Source organism: Aeromonas genomosp. paramedia, from assembly GCF_023093515.1.
Lineage (GTDB): Bacteria > Pseudomonadota > Gammaproteobacteria > Enterobacterales > Aeromonadaceae > Aeromonas.
This window is the reverse complement of record NZ_JAAROG010000001.1, coordinates 53,509-67,734: the sequence shown is the minus strand read 5'-3', so window position 1 is coordinate 67,734 and position 14,226 is coordinate 53,509. Positions and strand designations below refer to the sequence as shown.

Genomic DNA, 14,226 nt, shown 5'->3' with positions numbered 1-14,226 from the left:
TGGAAAACACCGGTTCGGCCCTTTCCAACCGACAAGCGATTGTCAGACAAGGGCCGCCCCTTTCGAAGCGGCCATGCAAACCATCAACGCAGCAGGGAAGTTACCATGCCGGTCATCTGGTTGGAGTTGGACAGCACTGACATGCCAGCCTGCATCAGCATCTGGTTCTTGGTCATGTTGGTGCTCTCCTGGGCGAAGTCGGCATCCATGATGCGGCCGTTCGCCATGTCGGTGTTCTCTTTCATGTTGGAGAGGTTGTTGACGGTGTGCTCCAGGCGGTTGATGTTGGCACCAAAGGCTGAACGGGTCTCTCCCAAAGCATCCAGCAAGGTATTTGCCGTAGCTAGGTCGGTTTCAGCCAATGCGGTGATTGCACCAGTTACTTTAGTAATAGATGCAGTGACATCGACTTCGAGCGTCTCAGCTTTACTGGCACCGATCTGGAATGTCACTTTAGTAGCGAAACCTTCAGTATCCAGCAGCTTCTGGCCACCAAAGGTGGTGTTTTTGACGATGCTATCCAGCTCTGCTTTGAGAGCATCGCTTTCTGCCTTGATTGCGGTTTTATCAGCAGCGGTAGTAGTGCCGTTGGCATGCTGAGTGGCGAGATCCTTCATGCGCTGAGCAATGTTGGTCATCTCGTCCATGGCACCTTCGGCGGTCTGCATCATGGAGACGGCGTCCTGGGCGTTGCGCATTGCGACCTTCTGACCGTTGGACTGGGCCTGCAGGCGGGTGGCCATCTGCAGACCGGCGGCGTCGTCGGCGGCGGAGTTGATGCGAAGGCCGGTGCCCAGGCGCTGCATGGCGGTGCCCAGCATCTTGTTGGTGGAATTCAGCTGATTCTGAGTAGTCAGGGAGGCGTAGTTGGTATGAATGGACAAGCCCATGATGTATTCCTCGAGTTAAGCGCTGCGTTGCAGCTTGTTAGGTTGACATCAGAGATAGGCGACCCCTTTCCCGCAGAAATGTAACCCTGCTTCGTCTTTTTTTCTTTCTCCCTTCCCTGCGCCATGGGCACCGCTGCCATCGCATCGCACCGGCCCACTCGGCATGCTTATTGCCTTTAAAATGTCCTCTCTCATTACCGGACCGCGACATGGCAACCTCGCTCTACACTCCTCGTTTCGTTCAACATTTCCAGTGCATCGGCGATCGCTGTGAAGACAACTGCTGTCATAGCTGGACCATCACCATCGACAAGCAGACCTTCCGCAACTACGAGCGGCACCCGGATCCCGCGGTCAAGTCCCTGAGCAAGCTGCACATTCGCAAGGTGAAGGAGAGCAACGAACGCTGGGGGGAGATCAAGCTCGATGAGCAGGGCGCCTGCCCCTTCCTCGATGAGAATCGTCTGTGCCAGATCCACAGCAAGGCGGGGCCGGAGGCGCTGAGCCACACCTGCAAGACCTACCCCAGAGCCCAGACCCGCATCGGCAACCAGCTCAAGAAGTCCCTGATGCTCTCCTGCCCCGAGGTGTGCCGGCAGTTGCTGCTGGATCCCCTGGCGATGCAGACAGAGGTGACCGAACTCGCCCAGCCCCTGCCCTTTGCCACGCCCCCCTCCACCGCCATGGCGACCCTGCACAGCCTGAGCATCCATGTGCTGGCGGCCACCGATGTCCCCGTCGAAATACGGCTGTGGCTGATCGGCATGCTGATCCACCGGGATCCCTCGGCCCTGTCCCACGAGGCCTTCCTCGATCAGGTGGCGGCGCTGGCCGAGCGGGGGGAGCTCAATACCATGTTTGAACAGTTGCCCGCCCTGCCGCAGTTGCAGTGGTGGGGACTGAGGACCATCACCGGCCAGTTGCTGGCGTATTCACAGGGGCGCCGGGGACGGCAGACGATGCAGCGCTGCCTCGACAAGATCAATCTGGTGCTGGAGGGGGTCTATGATGAGGGCAAGCTCGCGCGCCTGCAGCAGACCTGGCACGACAAGGTTGCCCCCTTCCTGGCCGAGCGTCCCCAGATCATGAACAACTACCTGCTCTACTACGTCTATCACCACAACTTCCCGCTGCTGCAGAGCGACCGTTTCCAGGCCTATCAGCTGCTGGTGATAGATTACTTCCTGCTGCGCAACTATCTGTGTCTGCTGGCCATGGACAAGGAGCTGGAAGAGCAGGACGTCATCAACCTCTTCTACAGCTATCACACCATACGTCAGCACAACGCGAATTTTCTCAAGACCATAGAACAGGGACTGAGCGAGTCTGGCTTTGCCTCGGATCTCAGCCTCTACGCCCTGCTGAAGCCCTGAAAACAACAAACCGCCAGGGGAATCCCATGGCGGTTTCTTTTGCGGGACGGGCGTCTCGGCCCTAGGTCAGCAGTGCCACCACGTTCTGGCGCGACACATTGGCCTGGGCCAAGAGGCCTGACATGGTGCCCATGAAGCCCCCCTCCTTGAGTTGCAGGCTGAGCTTGCCTTGCAACTGTGCCAGCTCCTCCTGCGGCATCCTCTGGCTGCGCGACTTCACCCGATCGAGCTGCTTGACCATCTTCTGGCGGAACTGCTTCAACTCGCGCACCGACTGCTCGATCTCGCCGAGCAGTCGCTTGAGGCGCTGCTGCTCCTGCTTGAGCTCCCCCTTGTCGAGCCCCTCGCCGAGCTGGGTCAGCTGCCCGGCCCTTTGTTTGAACTGCACCGGAACCGGGTTGCCTGCAGGAATGCGGATGCCTTCCCCGCTCAGCAGCACGGGTTCGTCCAGCTTGCGCCTGTGCTGATCCGGCACGCTCAGCTCCAGCTTGCCCAGCTCGTTCAAACGAGCCTGGATGTGCTCCTTGCGCAGCGCCCTGTCCAGACGGGAGGCCGCCTCCGACTCGCTGGCATCGGCGGGCAGCAGCACCTCGACGGCGCTGCTGGTCTGGGGGAAGGAGAAGACCAGTCGTTCGGTACTCGACTTGGGGCTCAGCAGATCCAGGCGATCCGCGCTGTAGTGCACCCGACTGTCCGTCGTCGACGCCAGCAGGCGGGGCTTGAGTTCCGAGGTCAGAGGGGCCTTCGGCTGGGTCAGCTTCTCTTCCAGCAGCTTGAGGCGGGAGACCAGATCCCCGCTCGCCGCCTTATGCTGGCCCAGCTGTTGTTCGAGGCGCTTCAGCTCGCCCCACACCTGGCTCAGGGCCTGTTCGCCCCCCTGGGCATGGGCGATGCGCTGCTGCGCCGTACCGATCAGGGCCCAGCGATCCAGCCGGATGACATTGGGCTGGCGCTCGTTGCGGGGAGTCTGCTGGGAGCTGGCCTGGGCAGTCGAACGTCCATGCAGCCTGGGCTGGGCCGGCGTCTCGGCCACGCCGCCCGGGCGGGTTTGTTGAATCTGCATCCTGGCTCCTTAGACAGACTTAGGGCATGTAGTTGAACAGGCTCAGCCCGTTCACCTTGGCGAAGGCCTGCTGCTGCACCTGCAACGCCATCAGCACATGAGCCTGCTGGGTCACGGCCCCTGCGTAATCGAGGGACTCTATCTGATTGCTCACTTCCTTGCTATAGGTGCTCTTCTCGGCGTGCCCTTCGTCCACCTGATCCAGCAGATTGATCCGTGCCCCTATGGTGCTGACCATCTGGCTGATGTCATCTTGCAGGATCAGACTGCGATCCAGCATGGCTCTGGCCTGATCGGTCGCATCCGCGGCACCGCTGTCGAAGGCCGTCACCATGTCGTCGAGCTGCTTGAAGAAGTCCCCGTTCTGGATGAACAGCTTGTCAGCGGTGTGATTGAGCTCCACCGTGACCCCTCTGGCGATGCCGACCTCGCGCACCAGGGCATCCCCCTGATAGAGATAGTCGCCGCCCGGCCCCTTGACGATGGGGGCCTTGTCCACCTGGCTGCCGCTGAACAGGCTGGAGCCACTCTCGTTGCGGGCATTGGCCAGATCCAGCAAACCGTCCTTGATGATCGCCAGTTCGCTGGAGACGGCACGGCGATCGTCCTCGGAGAGGGAGCCGGTGGCGGCAGTCTGGGTCAGATCCCGCAGACGGCTCAGCATGTTGGTCATGGTCTCGAGCTGGATCTCCCCCTGGGAGAGCTGGCTCTTGGCGTTGGCGATGTTCTTCTGGTACTGCGCCATCGCCGCCTGCTCCTTCTTCAGTCCGAGCAGTTGCACGCTGCCCACGGGATCGTCCGAGGGCTGCAGGATCCGCTTGTTGGAGGAGATCTGGCGATCGAGGCGGGCATACTCGCCGAAGCCCTGCTGCAGGTTGTCGAGCATGCTGAGCTGGATCTGGTTGGTGCTGATGCGCATGCGTACTCCGTCAGAACATGTTCAGGATGGAATTGAAGAGTTGGATGTGATTGGTGCTGATACTCATGCCGGCCTCATCAGAACATGTTCAGGATGGAGTTGAAGAGTTGATCCGAGGTGCTGATCACCTTGGCATTGGCCTGATAGGCCTTGGTATAGGCCATGATCTTGACCCCTTCCTCATCGGTGTTGACCCCGCTGACGCTGCTGAGCTTGGTCGCCAGCTGCTTCTCCATGTTGGCATCGGCCTCCATGGTCGCCTTGGCCTGGCCGCTCTGCACCGCCATCTTGCCGAGCAGGGCACTGTAGGCCTCATACTGGCTGTCCTTGATGGTCAGCAGCTCCTGCAAGTTGCGGTTGTCACCGTTGCCGCCGCCCGCCTTGGCAAAGGCCAGGTGATCGCCGGTAAAGCCGTCGGCCACCTTGAGGGTGCCGGAAGGGTTGAGGGGGTCGTAGCTGAACAGGGGCTTGCCCGGGTCACCGTTCAAGTCGATGCCCCCCGCCTGCTTGGCGTTGAAGTCGTCCGCCAGCTTCTTCGCTATCTGGTTCAGTTCGTCGCGCAGGGGGCGCAGCACTGTGGTGCGATACTCCAGCACCCCGGCCAGGGTGCCGCCCTGCAGCTTGGGCACCTCGAAGGATTGCGGCCCGAAGCTCAGGCTCAGGGTATCGCCGGTGAGGGAGAGGGTACTGCTGCTGCCCGCCAGCACCAGGGGCTGGCCCTGGGGCAGACTCAGGGAGAAGGAGCCGTCGCTCTGGCGGTTGACCCGCACCTCCATGAAGGTCGAGAGCTCACGCACTATCTGCTCGCGGCTGTCTTCCAGGGCCGAGGTGTTGACCCCCTTGGAGGCCTGTTCGCCAATCTGGGTGTTGAGCTCGGCCACCTGTTTCAGATAGCTGTTCACCTGGGTGATGGTGCTGCCGAGCTGATCGTCGATCTGCTTCTCCTGGGTCAGCAGGCTCTCGTTCAACTGGCCGAAGCGGTTGGCCAGCGCACCGGCAGAGCTGACGATCTGGCTGCGCTGCGCCGGCGTCTCCGGGCTGTCGAGGGCGGCGCTGAGGGAGGCGAAGAAGCTGTCCAGCCCCTTGGTGATGTTCATCGATTCGCTGCCAAGCAGCTGCTCTGTGGTGTTGATGTACTGATGAAACGCATAGGAGGAGCCGGTGGAGGAGCGGCTGCGCCAGTGCTGGGACACCAGATAGTCATCGGTGATCCTGCGGACCCCGGTCACCTCGACCCCCATGCCGTTATCCAGCCGACCGAAACCGGACAGGCTGCCCATCATGGCTTCCTGGCGGCTGTAACCCAGGGTGTTGACGTTGGCGATATTCTGGGCGGTGACGTTTAACGCGATCTGCGCCGCGTTGAGTCCGCTAAAACCGATATTGAGCATCGACATCAGTCAACTTTCCTCATTTTTGCCGAATTCAGAGGCTGACTGAAGGCAGCCAGGGTCTGGGGTTCAGAAGCGACCACAGGCTCGGCATTCTTTAATGTGGGGGCCAGTTGATTGACCATCTGCTCCTTGAGCCCCATGCCGCCACGCTTGACCAGGCTCATCGCCAACTGGCTGTCGTACATGTCGCGGTAGAGCGCCTCTCCCTTGATGAGCTTGTCATCCTCATCCTGCATGGCGTCGGAGGCAGAGCGCATGTGCTTGAGCACAGTCTGCAGGAAGCTCACCTCGAACTGGCCGGCCGCCGCCTCCAGGGCCGCGCGCTGATCCGGGTTGCTCTTTATCTGCTGCAGTTCATTGAGATCCTGATAGAAGCCAGGCTCAGAGGTAATTCTGGTCATAGAGATCCTTAGATGACCACCAGCTCGCCTTCGAGGGCTCCCGCCTCGTCGAGGGCTTGCAGGATGGCCATGACATCGTCCGGGGTCGCCCCCAGGGAATTCACTGCCTTGACGATCACCTCCAGGGAGGTGCCATCGGGCCAGACAAACATGTTGTTGCGCTCCCGGTCAACCTGAACCTGAGAGTTGGGCGTGGTGGTGGTCCGGCCGTTGGAGAAGGCATTGGGCTGACTGACCGTCTGGCTCTCTCCTATGGTCACCGTCAGGCTGCCGTGGCTGACTGCGGCCTTGCGCACCTTGACCCCCTGCCCCATCACCACTGTGCCGGTGCGGCTGTTGAAGACCACCCTGGGTCGCTCCTTGCCCATGTCCACCTGGATATCCTGCAGCAGCGCCATGAAGGAGATGCGCTGGCTCTCGTCGCGGGGCGCCGCAATCTGGATGCGTCCGGCGCTGACCGCCTTGGCCACGGGGCCGAGCTGACGGTTGATCTCCCGCTCCACGTTGCGAGCCGTCTTGAAATTCGGCTGATGCAGGTTGAGGGTGACCTCGGGCTTGTCCGAGAAGTTGCTGGCCGCCTCCCGCTCTATGATGGCCCCGTTGGGAATGATGCCCGCCGTCGGCACATTGATGGTGACGGACGAGCCGGACTGGCCCTCCGCCTTGACCCCGGCCACCACCAGGTTGCCCTGGGCAACCGCATAGACCTCGCCGTCGATACCGCGCATGGGCGTCAGCAACAGGGAGCCGCCCCGCAGGCTCTTGGCATCGCCGATGGAGGTGACCGTCACGTCCACCAGCTGCCCCTTGCCCGCCAGGGCAGGCAGGGTCGCCTGCACCGAGACCGCGGCCACGTTCTTGAGCTTGGGATCTATGTCATCGGGCAGTTGCACGCCAAACTGCTTGAGCATGTTGGTCATGGACTGGCCGGTAAACTTGACCTGGCTGCGATCCCCGGTGCCGGAGAGGCCGACCACCAGGCCATAACCCACCAGCTGGTTGGTTCTCATCCCCTGCACGTCGGCGATGTCCAGCAGCGCCCGTTTGGCGGGCGCGGCCGCCCCTGCCACCCCAGACAGGGAGAGGCAGAGCAAGGCGATATACCATCTGTTCATCGAAATCCTCACAAGGGGGCGAAGGCGGAGCTGAAGAAGCGCGACAGCCAGCCCATCTGGTTGCTGTCGGCGAGGGCACCGCGCCCCGCATAGGTGATGCGGGCATCGGCGATGCGCTGGGAAGAGATGCGGTTGCTCTGATCGATGTCCTCGACCCGCACCATGCCCCCCAGACGGATGTACTCATCCCCCTGGTTGAGGCGGATCCACTTCTCCCCCCGGATCCCCAGCACCCCGTTGGGCATCACCTCGGCCACGGTGACAGTGATGGCCCCCGCCAGGGTGTTCTGCTGGCTGGAGGTGGCACCGCCATCGAAGTCCCGATCCGCCGTGACGGAGGCGCCCCAGTCGGGCCGCGACACGCCGCCGATGGAGGGAGCCGGCACATTGAGGCTGCTGTTCTTGTTCATGCTGGTGTTGGCTTTCTTGCTGGACTGGGTCCGCTCTTCCAGCATCACGGTCAGGATGTCGCCGATGCGATAGGCGCGGCGATCCTGAAACAGGGTCATCATGTAGTCGCCACGGTAGAGGCTGCCATCCTCCCCCACCCCCGACTTCGTCATCTGGGAGCGGGAGGGCGCCCACTTCTCGTCACCGGGCTCGGGAGCCTGCAGTTCATAGGTGGAGCAGCCCCCCAGCAACAGGCTGAACACGACACAACGCCACATCGCCCTCATCATCACAACGCCTGGGTCACGAACTTGAGCATCTGATCCGCGGAGGAGACCACCTTGGCATTCATCTCGTAGGCGCGCTGGGTGGTGATCATGTCCACCATCTCCTCCACCACGTTGACGTTGGAGCTCTCCAGGGTGAACTGCTTGATGGCCCCCATGGCCTCTTCCCCCGGCACCCCTTCGATGGCTTCACCGGAGGCGCCGGTCGCCCGATAGAGGTTGCCCCCCAGGGCTTCCAGACCGGCCGGGTTGGAGAAGTTGGTCAGGGTGATGCGTCCCAGCTCGACGTTCTCCTGCTGGCCCGGCAGGGTGGCACTCACAGTGCCGTCGGTGCCGATGGCGATCTTGGTGGCGTTGTCCGGGATCTGGATCTGCGGCAGCATGGGCAGGCCGTCGGAGTTGACCAGCAAGCCTTCCGCGTTGCGGTGCCACTGACCATTGCGGGTATAGGCCGTCTCCCCATCCGGACGCTCGACCCCGAAGAAGCCGGCACCGACCACCGCCATGTCCAGCTCCTGATTGGTGTTCTGGAACTGACCCGGGGTAAACACCTTCTGGGTGCCGACCACTCGCACACCGTTACCCATCTGTATGCCGATGGGGGACAGGTTCTGCTGATCCTGCTGGGCCCCTGGCTGGCGCTGCACCTGATAGAAGAGATCTTCGAACGCCACCCGATCGCGCTTGAAACCGACCGTGTTGACGTTGGCCAGGTTGTTGGAAATGCTGGCCATCTTGGCATCTTGTGCCGACAGACCCGTTTTACTCACCCAAAGCGCTGCATGCATCTTCGTCTCTCCACCGATTCATTCGGGAGCGCTGACGCGCCCCATCAACTCTTGTTCACGGTCGGCCGGGGCCACCGTCTTCAATGCCGTCAGCCCTGGCCCGAGATCAGCCGGGCGCCCTGCCTGGCCTGATCGTCCGCCGTCTTCATCAACTTGACCTGCAACTCGAAGTTGCGGGTCAGGGACATGCTGCTGATAAGCTCGTCCACCGCGTTCACGTTCGCCCCCTCGAGGAAGCCCGAGGCCAGCACCACCTGTTCGCTTATCTCCGCATCCCCGCCCTGACGCTGACGGAACAGGCCATCCGGCCCCTTGACCAGATCGGCCGGATCCGGATTGACCAGCTTGAGGCGACCCACGTCCAGCCGCGCGCCACCGCCGGGGGGGGTGATGCTGAGGGAGCCATCCTTGCCAAAGCTCAGATCCCGATAGGCAGGCAGCACCATCTCGCCGCCGTCCCCGAGCACGGGGCGGCCGTTGAGGGTCAAGAGCCCCTCCCCGTCCACCTCCAGGTTGCCGGCACGGGTGTAGGCCTCCTTGCCATCGGCGGTCTGCACAGTGATGAAGCCTTCACCTCGTACCGCCACATCCAGCTTGCGGCCGGTCTGCATCAGGGCGCCCGCCCGAAAGTCGGTCCCCGCCTGCTCCTCCCGGGCCATCACCCGGCTCTGATAGCCGTCGCCGGCCAGGGCATAGGCGGAGGCCCGCTCGAAGTCGGCCCGAAAACCGGCGGTGTTGACGTTGGCCAGGTTGTTGGCCCGGATTTGCTGGGCCATCAGGGTATGTTGCGCCCCCGACATGGCGGTATAGATAAGCTTTTCCACGCATCACGCCTTAGAAGGAGTTGAAGAGAACCTGGGTCATCTTGTCAGCCGAGCTGATGGTCTTGGCGTTGGCCTGATAGTTGCGCTGGGAGGTCATCAGGCTCACCAGTTCACCCGTCAGATCGACGTTGGATGCCTCATAGGCCCCCGCCGTCAGACCGCCCAGGGTCCCGGTGCCCGGCGCGCCCAGCACCGGCTGGCCCGAGCTGAACGACTGCTGCCAGGTGGTGTTGTTGGTCTGCAGCAGGCCGTTGGGGTTGGTGAAGTTCGCCATCACCACCTGGCCCTGGAGCAGGCTCTGGCCGTTGGTAAAGGTGGCGTAGACACCGCCGTCCGCATCCACCCGCACCCCGGTCAGATCCCCGGAGGTATAGCCGTTGGACTGGTTGCGGGTGGCGTTGAAGTCGGAGGCATACTGGCTGACCTTGGCCAGATCGGCCGTGAGGCTGATGGGCTCGGCGCCGGCGGGGGCCAGGTTCAGCACGGGAGGCGTGGTCGGTGTCTTCAGGGTACCGTTGGTATTGAACTCCATGGCCACCGGGGTACCGGTCTTGGCGCCGTTGAAGGCGTAATTGACCTGCCAGCTGTTGTCGCCCGTCTTCACGAAATACTGGGTGACGGTGTGCTCGACCCCGAGGGAGTCATAGACCTTGCTGGACTGGGAGTAGCTGAAGCTGTCGGACTTGGCGGGATCGAAGGGATGCACGGCCTGATCGATGACACTGGCATCCGCCTTGAGGTTGGCCACGAACTCCAGGCTGTCGGACGGCTTGGCTGGCAGGCTGCCGGTCTTGACCTGGATGTCCCCCACCACGCCAGACTGCAACTCACCGGCCTCGTTGGTGGTGTAGCCCTGCAGGCGGGTGCCGCTGGCGGTGGTCAGATAGTTGCTGGCATCCCGCTGGAACATGCCGGCCCGGGTGTAGGAGGTCTGGCCGTTGCCATCCTTGAGCACGAAGAAGCCGTTGCCGGAGATCGCCAGGTCCAGCCCGCGCCCGGTCCGGGTCACGTCGCCGTTGCGATCGAAGTTCTGGGAGACGTTGTTCATCTCCACGCCACCAGCCTGGCCGCCGCCGTAGATGGCGGCAAACTCGGCACGGCTGGACTTGAAGCCGGCGGTGCTGGCGTTGGCCACGTTGTTGCTGATGACACTCAATTCCTGGTTGACGGCGCGCAGGCCGCTCAGTCCGATACTAAAAGACACAGTTTCGCTCCTATCTGATTACGCCGACTTGCCGAACTGGACGGCGCTGAACAGGGGAACATCCCCCACGCCCGCCACTTGCAACATGATCTCGCCCGTGCCCGGCAGGTTGACCCGTTCAACCTCGCTGGCCACGTAATTCTTGGTAGTGGTGGCAACCCCGGCGAGGGAGGCCTTCACCTCGAAGCTGTATTCACCGGCGGGCAGGGTCGGCAGCGCATAATCCAGCGCCCCCGCCTTGCTCTCGCCCCAGCCCTTGGTCGCGACCAGGGTGCCGTGCTTGTCGTACACCTTCAGCTCGACCGTATCGGCCGCACCGGCCAGCTCCACCTGACCGCGGATGGCGCCCTCTTTCTGCTGCTCCAGGGTCTGGCTCGGCACCATCACTTCCTGGCCGACCAGGCCAGTGCTCTGCAGCACCTGCTGGGTATCCATCATGTTGATGGACTTCTGTTGCAGCACCTTGAGCCCTTCCACCCCCTCCACCATGCTGAACTGCGCCAGCTGGGTGACGTACTGGGCCCCGTCCAGCGGGTTGGTCGGATCCTGGTTCTGGATCTGGGCCACCATCATCTGCAGGAATTCGTTGCGCAGCTGCACGCCCTGACCGGCAGTCGTGTTGTTGCTGGCGATATCGGGCGTCGCCGAATACTGGCTGGCACTGCGGGCGGTATCCAGACCGCTGACCTGTGGCAGGCTCATTTATGCCCCCTGGCCGAGACGCAGCAGCCCTTGCTGCATGCTGTTGATGCGGTTGATCACCTCGACCGAGGTCTCGAATCCCCGGGAGGCGCTCATCATGTCCGCCATCTCCTCCACCGCATTGACGTTGGAGTAGTAAACGAAGCCGTCCCCATCGGCCAGGGGGTTGGTCGGCTCGAGGCGCTTCTCCACCTGGCGATCCGACTGCACTATGCCGGCGATCTGTACCTGGGCGGCGCCGAGCCCCTCGGCATCCTGCACCCGTTGGTAGAGGGTGGAGAAGACCGGCTTGATGGCTCTGAACGCGGCATCTTCGCTGCCGGCTGCGCTGTCGACGTTGGCGAGGTTGGAGGCGACGGTGTCGAGGCGGACGGTTTGCGCCCGCATGGCACTGCCGGCGATGTCATAGATGCGATTGAACGACATGATTAACGGCCCTCGATCGCCTTGGCGATCCCGGTGATTTTCATATTCAAGAAGGTGAGGCTGGTCTGAAAGTCGGTGGCATTGCTGGCAAACTTGCTCTGCTCCACGCTGAGTTCGGCGGTGTTGCCGTCCATGGAGACCTGGTAGGGAATGCGATAGAGAGGATGCTGCATGTCGGTCTCGCCCTGGTTGATAGCGCTTCCCTGCTCGCCCGCCGCGACCTGCCGGGCGACGCGACCGAGGATCGACTTGTAGTCGACATCCCGCGCCAGATAGCCTGGGGTATCCACATTGGCCAAGTTCCCTGCCAGAATACGGGCTCTGTCCGCCCGCACATCGAGGGCATAGGGGTGCACGCCAAGCGCGCTGTCAAATGAGATACTCATGCTTCATCCTTCTTGTGAACCAGTCAGACCAGTGCATCCTTTATCAAGACTCATGCCAATCGTGAAAACCCGTTATTTCCGCTGGTCGGGGCATAGACTGCGGCCAGGGGCGCTGGCAAAAGGGGAAGCGTTGTTTCCCACATGGAAGCGGGGTGGCCTGCTCGCCCTGCTGATCCTGGCTCTGCCCCTGCGGGCAGAGCCCGCACCGCTGGCGCAACGGCTGAGCGACGGACTCAAGGAAGATGCGACGCTGGCCCTGCGCGACTATCTGCAGCAACAGGGCTGGCCGGATACCCGGGCCGACTACCAGGTCTGGCTCTCCCCCGCCGTGGCCCATCTTCCCCCCTGCCAGCAGGCGGTGCGGTACCAGGCGGGCGGGCAATATCGCCAGCCCTGGGGGCGGCGGCCTTATCTGGTGGAGTGCACCGAGCCGGCCTGGCAGCTCAGGGCCCGGGTGGAGGTCACCCTGATGCTGCCGGTCTGGGTGACGGCGCAGGAGATCCAGAAAGGGCAGACCATAGGGCCGGGGGATCTGCTCGAGAAGTCCCTCGACGTCAGCCGGTTGCAGCGGGGTTTCGTCCCAAGCAATGAGTCCCTGGTGGGCAGCAAGAGCACCCGCCATCTCAGGATGGGCCAGCTGATAGGGGAACTTGACTTGCAGCTGGCCTGGGCCGTCCGGGCGGGGGAAGGGGTATTGATCAGGGCGGGCCAGCAGGGCTTTTCCGCCACCACCCGTGGCACTGCGTTGACCAATGCCGCCATTGGCGAGGGGGTCAGGGTCAGAAACCTCAGTTCGGGCAAGGAGATCCAGGCCTGGGTGATCGACAAGGGGGAAGTCGAAACCCGTTTTTAGCCAGAAGGAGGAGTTTGATTCAAGTTCGGCCGCCTACGGGTCGCCTGTCACAGATAGACCATCAGGAATTGACGTTATGAAAATCACACGCACCGACCCTATCTATGTTCAACCCCAGCAGCAGCGCAAGCCGGAGTCGGCGGCCACGGCGCAGCCACGAGGCGGCCAGGGGGATGCCCTGATCAGCAGCACGGCCCAGAGCATCAATCAGGCAAGGTCCCAGCTGGCATCCACTTCCGACGTGGACATGGAGAAGGTGAACCAGATCCGCCAGGCCATCAGCGAGGGCCGGCTCGAGCTCGACATGGATGCCCTGAGCCAGGCCATCCTGGACATGCACCGCCGATGAGCATGACCCCCAAGCTGAGGGTCAAGGAGCTGATCATCGGCATCCAGCAAGACTGCGGCCGCTACGCCGATCTGCAGCAGTTGCTGCTCAACCAGCACTCTCTGCTGGCCAGCCACGATGTCGACGGGCTGACCGGGCACAACCGGCAGCAGACCCGGCTGATGGCCGACATCCAGCAACAGGCCCAGCAACGCTGTCAGCACCTGCTGGCGCTCGGGCTCAAACCCGACGAGCAGGGCATGGCGACGCTCATCACCAAGCTGCCCTCCCCGCTGCAACAGCGCGTCGGCGAGCAATGGCAACGCCTCGAGTGGCTGTTGCAGCAGTGCCGGCGACAGAACGAACTCAACGGACGCCTGCTGGCCGGCCAGATCGAAACGATCAACACCCTGCTGGGCCAGGAGTCATCCTATGGCAGGCAGGAATGCTTCCCCGACTGAATCGTCAGCGCCCCTGCAGGGTGCGATGACGCAGGCTGGCGAGCTCGTCCAGTTGCCGCTGCTCCCCTGACTCCTGCCGCTGGCGCGCCGCCAGATCCCGCTTGTCCAGCAACAGCTCCAGCCCCTTGACCCGGCCAAACTGCTTGAGCAGTTGTCCCTCGTGGCGTGCCAGATCCAGGCTGGCCAAGGCGGACTGCTGCACCTGGTGATCCAGCAGGTGGCGCAGTTGCCCCTGCATCTGCTGCTTGTTCTGCCACAGCAGGGGGTGGAAGCTGGCCGAGCCCGGTTGCAGGGTCGCTATTACCTCCTGCAATTTGAGAGCCCGCCGCTCCTCACGCAGCGCCACCTCCCGCAACCGCTGCCGCTCCTTGCCCATGGTATCCAGGGCATCCTGTTGCAACCCGAGATAGGATTTCAGCATG

Annotated in this window: 18 protein-coding genes; 4 read left to right on the top strand and 14 right to left on the bottom strand. The window is 62.7% G+C overall.

Going from position 1 to position 14,226, the window contains the following annotated elements:
• Window positions 1-83: 83 nt before the first annotated feature.
• Complete coding sequence (lafA, locus tag HB860_RS00400) at window positions 84-890, bottom strand: lateral flagellin LafA (protein ID WP_247625402.1); 807 nt, start codon at window positions 888-890, stop codon at window positions 84-86.
• Window positions 891-1,099: 209 nt separating this feature from the next.
• Between lafA and fliB the strand changes: the two genes are divergently transcribed.
• Entirely contained in the window at window positions 1,100-2,263 is a 1,164-nt protein-coding gene (gene fliB, locus HB860_RS00395) for a flagellin lysine-N-methylase (RefSeq protein WP_247625401.1), read from the top strand.
• A gap of 61 nt (window positions 2,264-2,324) precedes the next feature.
• Here the strand turns inward: fliB and HB860_RS00390 are convergent, their stop codons facing one another.
• The 12 genes from HB860_RS00390 to lfgB all read right to left on the bottom strand — a co-directional run bounded on the left by HB860_RS00390 (window position 2,325) and on the right by lfgB (window position 12,162).
• Entirely contained in the window at window positions 2,325-3,326 is a 1,002-nt protein-coding gene (locus HB860_RS00390) for a hypothetical protein (RefSeq protein WP_247625400.1), read from the bottom strand.
• A gap of 19 nt (window positions 3,327-3,345) precedes the next feature.
• Window positions 3,346-4,245: a flagellar hook-associated protein FlgL gene (gene lfgL / locus HB860_RS00385; RefSeq protein WP_247625399.1), complete on the bottom strand. Its 900-nt coding sequence runs from the start codon at window positions 4,243-4,245 to the stop codon at window positions 3,346-3,348.
• Between the two features lie 77 nt (window positions 4,246-4,322).
• On the bottom strand, window positions 4,323-5,642 hold the full coding sequence (lfgK, locus tag HB860_RS00380; RefSeq protein ID WP_247625398.1) for a flagellar hook-associated protein FlgK: 1,320 nt from the start codon (window positions 5,640-5,642) through the stop codon (window positions 4,323-4,325).
• Window positions 5,642-6,040 (bottom strand): rod-binding protein, encoded by a 399-nt coding sequence (locus tag HB860_RS00375; RefSeq protein ID WP_139438952.1) that lies wholly within the window; start codon window positions 6,038-6,040, stop codon window positions 5,642-5,644. Before HB860_RS00375 ends, lfgK begins: the two co-directional genes overlap by 1 nt.
• Window positions 6,041-6,048: 8 nt before the next feature.
• Window positions 6,049-7,155: a lateral flagellar basal body P-ring FlgIL gene (gene fgIL, locus HB860_RS00370; RefSeq protein ID WP_139438950.1), complete on the bottom strand. Its 1,107-nt coding sequence runs from the start codon at window positions 7,153-7,155 to the stop codon at window positions 6,049-6,051.
• An 8-nt stretch (window positions 7,156-7,163) separates the two neighbouring features.
• A complete protein-coding gene (gene flgH / locus HB860_RS00365) occupies window positions 7,164-7,835 on the bottom strand; it encodes a flagellar basal body L-ring protein FlgH (RefSeq protein WP_025328484.1) in 672 nt (223 codons plus the stop codon).
• On the bottom strand, window positions 7,835-8,620 hold the full coding sequence (gene lfgG / locus HB860_RS00360) for a lateral flagellar basal-body rod protein LfgG (protein WP_025328485.1): 786 nt from the start codon (window positions 8,618-8,620) through the stop codon (window positions 7,835-7,837). Before lfgG ends, flgH begins: the two co-directional genes overlap by 1 nt.
• 89 nt (window positions 8,621-8,709) lie before the next feature.
• Window positions 8,710-9,444, bottom strand: coding sequence for a lateral flagellar basal-body rod protein LfgF (lfgF, locus tag HB860_RS00355; RefSeq protein WP_025328486.1), 735 nt, complete (start codon window positions 9,442-9,444; stop codon window positions 8,710-8,712).
• A 10-nt stretch (window positions 9,445-9,454) separates the two neighbouring features.
• Window positions 9,455-10,648: a flagellar hook protein FlgE gene (gene flgEL, locus HB860_RS00350; protein WP_247625397.1), complete on the bottom strand. Its 1,194-nt coding sequence runs from the start codon at window positions 10,646-10,648 to the stop codon at window positions 9,455-9,457.
• 18 nt (window positions 10,649-10,666) lie between these two features.
• The gene (locus HB860_RS00345; protein WP_139438943.1) at window positions 10,667-11,350 is read right to left on the bottom strand and encodes a flagellar hook assembly protein FlgD; all 684 of its coding nucleotides are present in this window, start codon (window positions 11,348-11,350) and stop codon (window positions 10,667-10,669) included.
• A complete protein-coding gene (gene flgCL, locus HB860_RS00340) occupies window positions 11,351-11,776 on the bottom strand; it encodes a lateral flagellar basal body rod protein FlgCL (RefSeq protein WP_025328489.1) in 426 nt (141 codons plus the stop codon).
• Window positions 11,777-11,778: 2 nt separating this feature from the next.
• A complete protein-coding gene (lfgB, locus tag HB860_RS00335; RefSeq protein ID WP_247625396.1) occupies window positions 11,779-12,162 on the bottom strand; it encodes a flagellar basal body rod protein FlgB in 384 nt (127 codons plus the stop codon).
• 130 nt (window positions 12,163-12,292) lie between these two features.
• On the opposite strand from lfgB, the gene lfgA reads away from it, so the two are divergent.
• From lfgA to lfgN, 3 genes are all read left to right on the top strand, one after another.
• Entirely contained in the window at window positions 12,293-13,015 is a 723-nt protein-coding gene (lfgA, locus tag HB860_RS00330; protein WP_282101135.1) for a lateral flagellar basal body P-ring formation protein LfgA, read from the top strand.
• A 76-nt stretch (window positions 13,016-13,091) separates the two neighbouring features.
• Window positions 13,092-13,364 carry a flagellar biosynthesis anti-sigma factor FlgM gene (flgM, locus tag HB860_RS00325; protein ID WP_247625394.1) on the top strand — a complete coding sequence of 91 codons (273 nt, stop codon included), beginning with the start codon at window positions 13,092-13,094 and terminating at the stop codon, window positions 13,362-13,364.
• Window positions 13,361-13,804: a flagellar protein FlgN gene (gene lfgN / locus HB860_RS00320; protein ID WP_247625393.1), complete on the top strand. Its 444-nt coding sequence runs from the start codon at window positions 13,361-13,363 to the stop codon at window positions 13,802-13,804. The genes flgM and lfgN overlap by 4 nt, the downstream gene beginning before the upstream one ends.
• 4 nt (window positions 13,805-13,808) lie before the next feature.
• Here the strand turns inward: lfgN and lfiJ are convergent, their stop codons facing one another.
• A complete protein-coding gene (lfiJ, locus tag HB860_RS00315) occupies window positions 13,809-14,225 on the bottom strand; it encodes a flagellar export protein FliJ (protein WP_247625392.1) in 417 nt (138 codons plus the stop codon).
• Between the last annotated feature and the right edge of the window lies 1 nt (window position 14,226).

What these genes read in the sequence shown, in the direction of transcription:
- lafA (WP_247625402.1), bottom strand. Translation starts at nt 890, where the DNA reads ATGGGCTTGTCCATTCATACCAACTACGCCTCCCTGACTACTCAGAAT.
- fliB (WP_247625401.1), top strand. Translation starts at nt 1,100, where the DNA reads ATGGCAACCTCGCTCTACACTCCTCGTTTCGTTCAACATTTCCAGTGC.
- HB860_RS00390 (WP_247625400.1), bottom strand. Translation starts at nt 3,326, where the DNA reads ATGCAGATTCAACAAACCCGCCCGGGCGGCGTGGCCGAGACGCCGGCC.
- lfgL (WP_247625399.1), bottom strand. Translation starts at nt 4,245, where the DNA reads ATGCGCATCAGCACCAACCAGATCCAGCTCAGCATGCTCGACAACCTG.
- lfgK (WP_247625398.1), bottom strand. Translation starts at nt 5,642, where the DNA reads ATGTCGATGCTCAATATCGGTTTTAGCGGACTCAACGCGGCGCAGATC.
- HB860_RS00375 (WP_139438952.1), bottom strand. Translation starts at nt 6,040, where the DNA reads ATGACCAGAATTACCTCTGAGCCTGGCTTCTATCAGGATCTCAATGAA.
- fgIL (WP_139438950.1), bottom strand. Translation starts at nt 7,155, where the DNA reads ATGAACAGATGGTATATCGCCTTGCTCTGCCTCTCCCTGTCTGGGGTG.
- flgH (WP_025328484.1), bottom strand. Translation starts at nt 7,835, where the DNA reads ATGATGAGGGCGATGTGGCGTTGTGTCGTGTTCAGCCTGTTGCTGGGG.
- lfgG (WP_025328485.1), bottom strand. Translation starts at nt 8,620, where the DNA reads ATGCATGCAGCGCTTTGGGTGAGTAAAACGGGTCTGTCGGCACAAGAT.
- HB860_RS00345 (WP_139438943.1), bottom strand. Translation starts at nt 11,350, where the DNA reads ATGAGCCTGCCACAGGTCAGCGGTCTGGATACCGCCCGCAGTGCCAGC.
- flgCL (WP_025328489.1), bottom strand. Translation starts at nt 11,776, where the DNA reads ATGTCGTTCAATCGCATCTATGACATCGCCGGCAGTGCCATGCGGGCG.
- lfgB (WP_247625396.1), bottom strand. Translation starts at nt 12,162, where the DNA reads ATGAGTATCTCATTTGACAGCGCGCTTGGCGTGCACCCCTATGCCCTC.
- flgM (WP_247625394.1), top strand. Translation starts at nt 13,092, where the DNA reads ATGAAAATCACACGCACCGACCCTATCTATGTTCAACCCCAGCAGCAG.
- lfgN (WP_247625393.1), top strand. Translation starts at nt 13,361, where the DNA reads ATGAGCATGACCCCCAAGCTGAGGGTCAAGGAGCTGATCATCGGCATC.
- lfiJ (WP_247625392.1), bottom strand. Translation starts at nt 14,225, where the DNA reads ATGCTGAAATCCTATCTCGGGTTGCAACAGGATGCCCTGGATACCATG.